The following is a 5,333-nucleotide window of genomic DNA, read 5'->3' on the forward strand; positions in this document are numbered from 1 at the left end:
ATAAAGAAAGAGAGAACGAAGTTCGTCCTCTCTAGGTGTTAGCTTTTCATCTACCCACTACAGTTGACAAAGAGCCGCTTTTCATTATCCCTTTCGTTCAAAGGTTTCTAGGCTTTTATGAGCAGAGCAACACACTCGACGTGTGCTGAGAGCTTTCTTCACTAATAGACGAAATACTGGCCAAAAATAGTTAGAATAATACTATTGGACTAAACTAATGCTAAAACATCATCTTGTTTGAACAAATAAAATTGGATAAATTTAGGTAAAATTATTCTTCTAATTTATCCTTGCAGCGATATGGTACATATCCAACTCTTCCTCACCAATAATTAATCTCATGTTAAGTCTAGTAGGATTTTCATCATTATCCAAAGTTCCTACAAACATGACTTCAACGGCAGGTTTAAATTGTTCCTTATTATCAATTGAACCTTTAAAAATTTGAGTACGCTCTATATAATTCTTAGTTCTGCCTATAGGAATCGCCCCCCAACATCTTACCGGTGCTGCTCGTTTTATAATCATTCTAGGTAAATATTCTGGTGCAAATTGATCGTTCGCTATTCGTAAGCCTCCATTGTCTTTAAAAGACTGGTACAAATGTTCAAATACCGCGCTTCTTCCTCTTTTAAACTTACACCTAAAACCTATTAAATCCTCCACAGCACTAGCAATTTCATCAATATTCTCTTCTAAATACTCCAGTACACCTTGATTTTCGGGTATATTTTGTCTAACCTCATAAATTCTTTGCCAATTATTATTGTTTCCCTCATAATTTATGCAGTTGTGTTTTGCTGCCTCGTTAAAATTCAAACCCCTGACTTGACTTTTTGTATGTGCGGCATATAATCTTCCTCTTCTATTCTGTGTCAAGTTATTATTTCCACCAATAATTTGAACAGAAGAACCACAACTTGGGCATAATGCATATTTTTTTCCAGCTTGGAAATAGGGAAAGCTTTTATTTGTTTTATCTTCAAAATTTTCAACATCAAATGGAATACCTTCATTTAACTTTACATGCTTCATAATTTATCCTCCTCAATTATTATGTCTTTACTGTTGAAATCGTTTCAGTCTATGGCTATAAAAAGAAATAATGCTCTAAATTATACTATTGGACTTAACTAACTTAAGTTGAAATACAACTTTTCTAGCTTTTGACTGTATAACTCTCTCATTTGGTTTAAATCTTTTTCTCGGTTTTCTACTTCAAACACCCTATATTGCATTCGCTCCTCAGGTATGAACTCAGTTAAGATAGAATTATAAATCGAAAATTTATCATCAATTTCAATTTTTACTGTATTAATTAATGAGAACTCAACGCTATTATTTCTTACACTTTCTAATACTACAATAATTGATTTCAATAGTAAACAACTGCAAACTCCCTTTCCTCTGTACTCAGGTATTACACCAATACTACTATATCTGAAATTATAATCCGCAGTCTTAGTGACACTAGACCAAACTCCTATATTACGAAAACCAAAACATTCCGATAGAACTTCTCCTTCAAATATCAACTCCAGCTCTAGAGCACCCTCCACTTCTAGAAGTGACTCAAATGTCTGATTCTCCCAATTTTCATAGTATGTTTTAAAACATAGTCCCTTTTCTTGTACTAAGATATCATTAAACTTTGGATCGTAGTCCATAATATTAGAATCATCGCCATTTTGATACACTAAAAAATTAAGAATAGTATCATCACCTTTATCTAGTGCTCTTATATTTGAAGACTTTCTATTTAAAATTCTCTTTAATCTATCTGACAAGTCACTAATCCATAACATATTGGTAACTCCTGACAAAACAGTAATTTTCTCTATCTATTATACCACTTCTAAGTCCACTAAACACTAAAAAGCAGCAACCTGATGAGGGTTGCTGCTCTTATAATGTTACCTCAGTTCCTTCTAGGAAGCGAACCGTGGTTTCACCATCAAGCCCTATCCTGATATGGTCTAGCACTCGGCACATATCTGAAGGGTTAAAGTCTACCTGCCTAAGAAGCTCATTCAATGCCATGCTGTAGTGCTTATCAAGCAGGCGATTCTCTGTTAAGATTTTCTCCCACTTGCCATCAAGCAAATCAATGTTCTCGCTCAGTAGCACTAATGCCTTTAGGAAAATCTGCTCAAGTGTCACCTCATCCAAATGCCTACTGAAACACCCTTCCACCCCCTTAATGCGATAACGGTTGTTACATTGCCAAACCTTGCGTTTCCCTCGGCTGGTAGCCCAATTCTTCCGTCCAAAGGCTGACCCACAGGATCCGCAGAACACCTTGGTGGTAAATGGGTTGTCCTCACTCTGCATGATATAGGACTTGAGCCGGTGTTCCTCTCGGTAGGTTTTGCGTCTAGCCATTTCCAGTTGAACAGTCTCCCAAGTCACCTCATCAATAATAGCTTCATGACTATTTTCTACATAGTATTTGACTTGACCATCATTTTGAACTCATTTCTTAGTCAGAAAATCAACGGTAAAAGTCTTTTGTAATAAGGCATCACCTTTGTACTTTTCATTTTGAAGCATTTTCTGTATAGCACTAGGATACCAATTTGCCTTTCCTGTCCAACCAGGTATTTCATTGTCATTCAAATACTTAGCTATGGACTCGGGACTATACCCCTCTAAGAATTTCTCATAAATGAATTTTACTGTTTCTGCTTGCCCTGGGTTAATGATAAGCCTACCATTCTGACGCTTGTATTTGTAATAGAGCTTGCCACTCGCGTCTCGATGAACTGACATCTTTCCTGGTAAAAGTGGGTAAAGACTGATAACCTTTCCACTTCTATCTCGGATAATCTGGACATAGGCATTGCCCCATATCAATAGATGGGTCATCAAGGTTTCTCTAAAAACAAAGGACGACATCTCAGGATTAAGTTCATCATGCAAGAGAAAATAAAGAGGATGTTCCACCTTTTTCTCCTTTCCAGTTGCCGTTCTCTCATAAACATGAATGGGTAGTGAAGCAACTGCTTCAGCTAAGATGCGGACACAAGCATAGACAGCTGTCGTCTGCATTGCTTTAAACTCATCCACATTCTCCCCACTGGTCGTTCGTCCAAACAGATACAAGAAGTCCTGACCTTCATAACTATTTCGTGGTTTATCTCTAGCACGCTTACGTCTCAGTAAATCTAGTAGTCCCATACTTCCTCCTTTTGAGTACGAAAAAAGCACCTCGATTGAAGTGCTTATCGTTTGTTCTTAGATGTTTTTCATCTCTACTTCTTCAAGTAGATACCATATTCTATCACTTTCTTGAAGTTATATCCTCAATAAGAAAAGTTTTAATGATTCCGAATGTATTCTAAAATTGCATCATAATCTAATTCTGATGAAGCTACTCCACGTCCTAGCTTCACTATCTCATCATCAGTCTGATTTAATACAATACCATTTAATTCTAGGAAAATAATCATGACAAACACTCCAATTCGCTTGTTCCCATCAAGGAAGGCATGATTATTAACTAGCGAATAACAAAGTCTAGCAGCCTTTTCTTCAATACTTGGATACTTCTCAACACCAAAATAAGTACTAAAAGCTGAAGATAGTGAAGATTCTATTAAACCAACATCCCTAACACCATCTAAACCCCCAGTAGCTTGAATTAACCTTGTGTGTAATTCAATAACCTGTTCAACAGTTAATACTTTCATTTTGCCAATTCCTTAAATGCATCAAGATGGCGTGATAAAACCGAAGTCGCAACTTCATCCAAAGTTGATTGTTCAACAACCGTAGGGGTTGCCTGTTCCTCTTTAATTAGACTCTGATAGTCCACTAATACATACTTTGGCGTATTATTTTTCAATATTACTGCAGTACCATTCGTATCGACCATACGAGCTACCTTAGAAAAGTTTTGATTTGCTTCAGAAATAGAGACTAAGTTTTCAATATTGATTTGCATGGTAATATCCTCCTTTTCTCTATTCTACCACTTTTTAGGATATATTCAACCTATTTAGGTTGTTTTCATCCTAAAAGCTTAAAATACCACGTTCATCATACACACTTCCCTCGTCGATTTGATGGCGAATACAACGGTCCAATCCCATAATGAGTGCTACAATACCGTCAATCTTCTCGACTGACTTTTCCTTATCAGGCTTGATATTGCCAGCGGGATCTTGCCTCATAACCACGTTTTGTCCCATCCATTTCAGAACAGGATGGCCACCATGTTGAATCTTACCTTCCATCATAAGTTTGTAGAGTTCCTTAGACGGTGGACTCATATCTTTATAACCTTGACCGAAAGGCACCATGGTCAAACCCATCCCTTCTAGATTCTGAACCATCTGTGTCGCATTCCAACGGTCATAGGCTATCTCCTTGATATGATAGATTTCCGATAAGTCTTCAATAAACTTTTCGATAAAACCATAGTGAACAACATTACCCTCTGTAGTTTTGATGTAGCCCTGACGCTCCCAAACATCATATAGAACATGGTCACGTCGACATCTCAGTTCCAGTGTATCCTCAGGTAGCCAAAAGTATGGCAATACGATATAATTTTCCTCTTCAAATCTAGGAGGAAATACCAAGACAAAAGCTGTTATATCGGACGTACTAGACAGGTCTAGCCCTGCATAGCAACTACGACCCTTGAGGCTATCATATTGGATAGGATGATTTCCCTTGGCATAGACATGTTCAGGAATCCAAGCAACACTTGAACTTGTCCACATATTTAGACGTAGCTGTTTAAAGACATTTTCTTCAGCAGGATTGTCAAGTGCCTGTTGGTAGGCTTCTCTAACACGGTCAATCCCAATAGTATGCCCTAGTGAAGGGTTGGCTCTTCTCCAGTTTGCTTCGTCATTCCAATCATCTTCATCGGATAATCCATAAACCACCGGATAGAATGACGTGTCCTTCTTTCTACCATTCAGAATATCCAATGCTTTGGTATGCAATTCATAACAGATGGAGTTCCTATCCGTTCCAGCTGTTGTGATAATAAAAAAGAGGGGTTGTTCCCTTGCGTCTCCTGACCCCTTGGTTAATACATCATACAAATGACGATTAGGCTGAGCATGGATTTCATCAAAGACCAAGCCAGATACGTTAAGTCCATGCTTTGTTCCAGTCTCTGCAGAAAGAACTTGGTAAAATCCCGCATTGGAATAATTCACTATCCTCTTTGTCGCCCCCATAATCTTTGAGCGTTTCTCAAGCGGTCTACTCATCTGTACCATCTGTTTGGCCACATCAAATACGATTGACGCTTGGTTTCGGTCACAAGCCGCACCATAAACTTCTGCACTGGCTTCATTATCCGCATATAGTAGATA

The 5,333-nt window shown here is 37.8% G+C and carries 7 protein-coding genes; all 7 read right to left on the reverse strand.

All coding sequences use genetic code 11. From position 1 onward, the window contains the following. Window positions 1-279 precede the first annotated feature (279 nt). A complete protein-coding gene (locus tag P7J49_RS11440; RefSeq protein WP_408570731.1) occupies window positions 280-1,035 on the reverse strand; it encodes a hypothetical protein in 756 nt (251 codons plus the stop codon). Window positions 1,036-1,133: 98 nt separating this feature from the next. Then, entirely contained in the window at window positions 1,134-1,805 is a 672-nt protein-coding gene (locus tag P7J49_RS11445) for a hypothetical protein (RefSeq protein WP_172004559.1), read from the reverse strand. A 100-nt stretch (window positions 1,806-1,905) separates the two neighbouring features. Further along, window positions 1,906-2,382, reverse strand: coding sequence for a zinc ribbon domain-containing protein (locus tag P7J49_RS11450; protein WP_408570732.1), 477 nt, complete (start codon window positions 2,380-2,382; stop codon window positions 1,906-1,908). A gap of 90 nt (window positions 2,383-2,472) precedes the next feature. Next, window positions 2,473-3,177: a phage portal protein gene (locus P7J49_RS11455; protein ID WP_408570733.1), complete on the reverse strand. Its 705-nt coding sequence runs from the start codon at window positions 3,175-3,177 to the stop codon at window positions 2,473-2,475. Between the two features lie 140 nt (window positions 3,178-3,317). Further along, entirely contained in the window at window positions 3,318-3,689 is a 372-nt protein-coding gene (locus tag P7J49_RS11460) for a type II toxin-antitoxin system death-on-curing family toxin (protein ID WP_408570734.1), read from the reverse strand. Next, complete coding sequence (locus P7J49_RS11465) at window positions 3,686-3,943, reverse strand: type II toxin-antitoxin system Phd/YefM family antitoxin (protein ID WP_018374772.1); 258 nt, start codon at window positions 3,941-3,943, stop codon at window positions 3,686-3,688. The genes P7J49_RS11460 and P7J49_RS11465 overlap by 4 nt, the downstream gene beginning before the upstream one ends. A 70-nt stretch (window positions 3,944-4,013) precedes the next feature. Beyond that, the coding region (locus tag P7J49_RS11470; RefSeq protein WP_408570735.1) for a terminase large subunit at window positions 4,014-5,333 on the reverse strand (1,320 nt) is incomplete at its 5' end.

This window comes from Streptococcus suis, from assembly GCF_046032515.1.
Classification (GTDB): Bacteria; Bacillota; Bacilli; order Lactobacillales; family Streptococcaceae; genus Streptococcus; species Streptococcus suis_AL.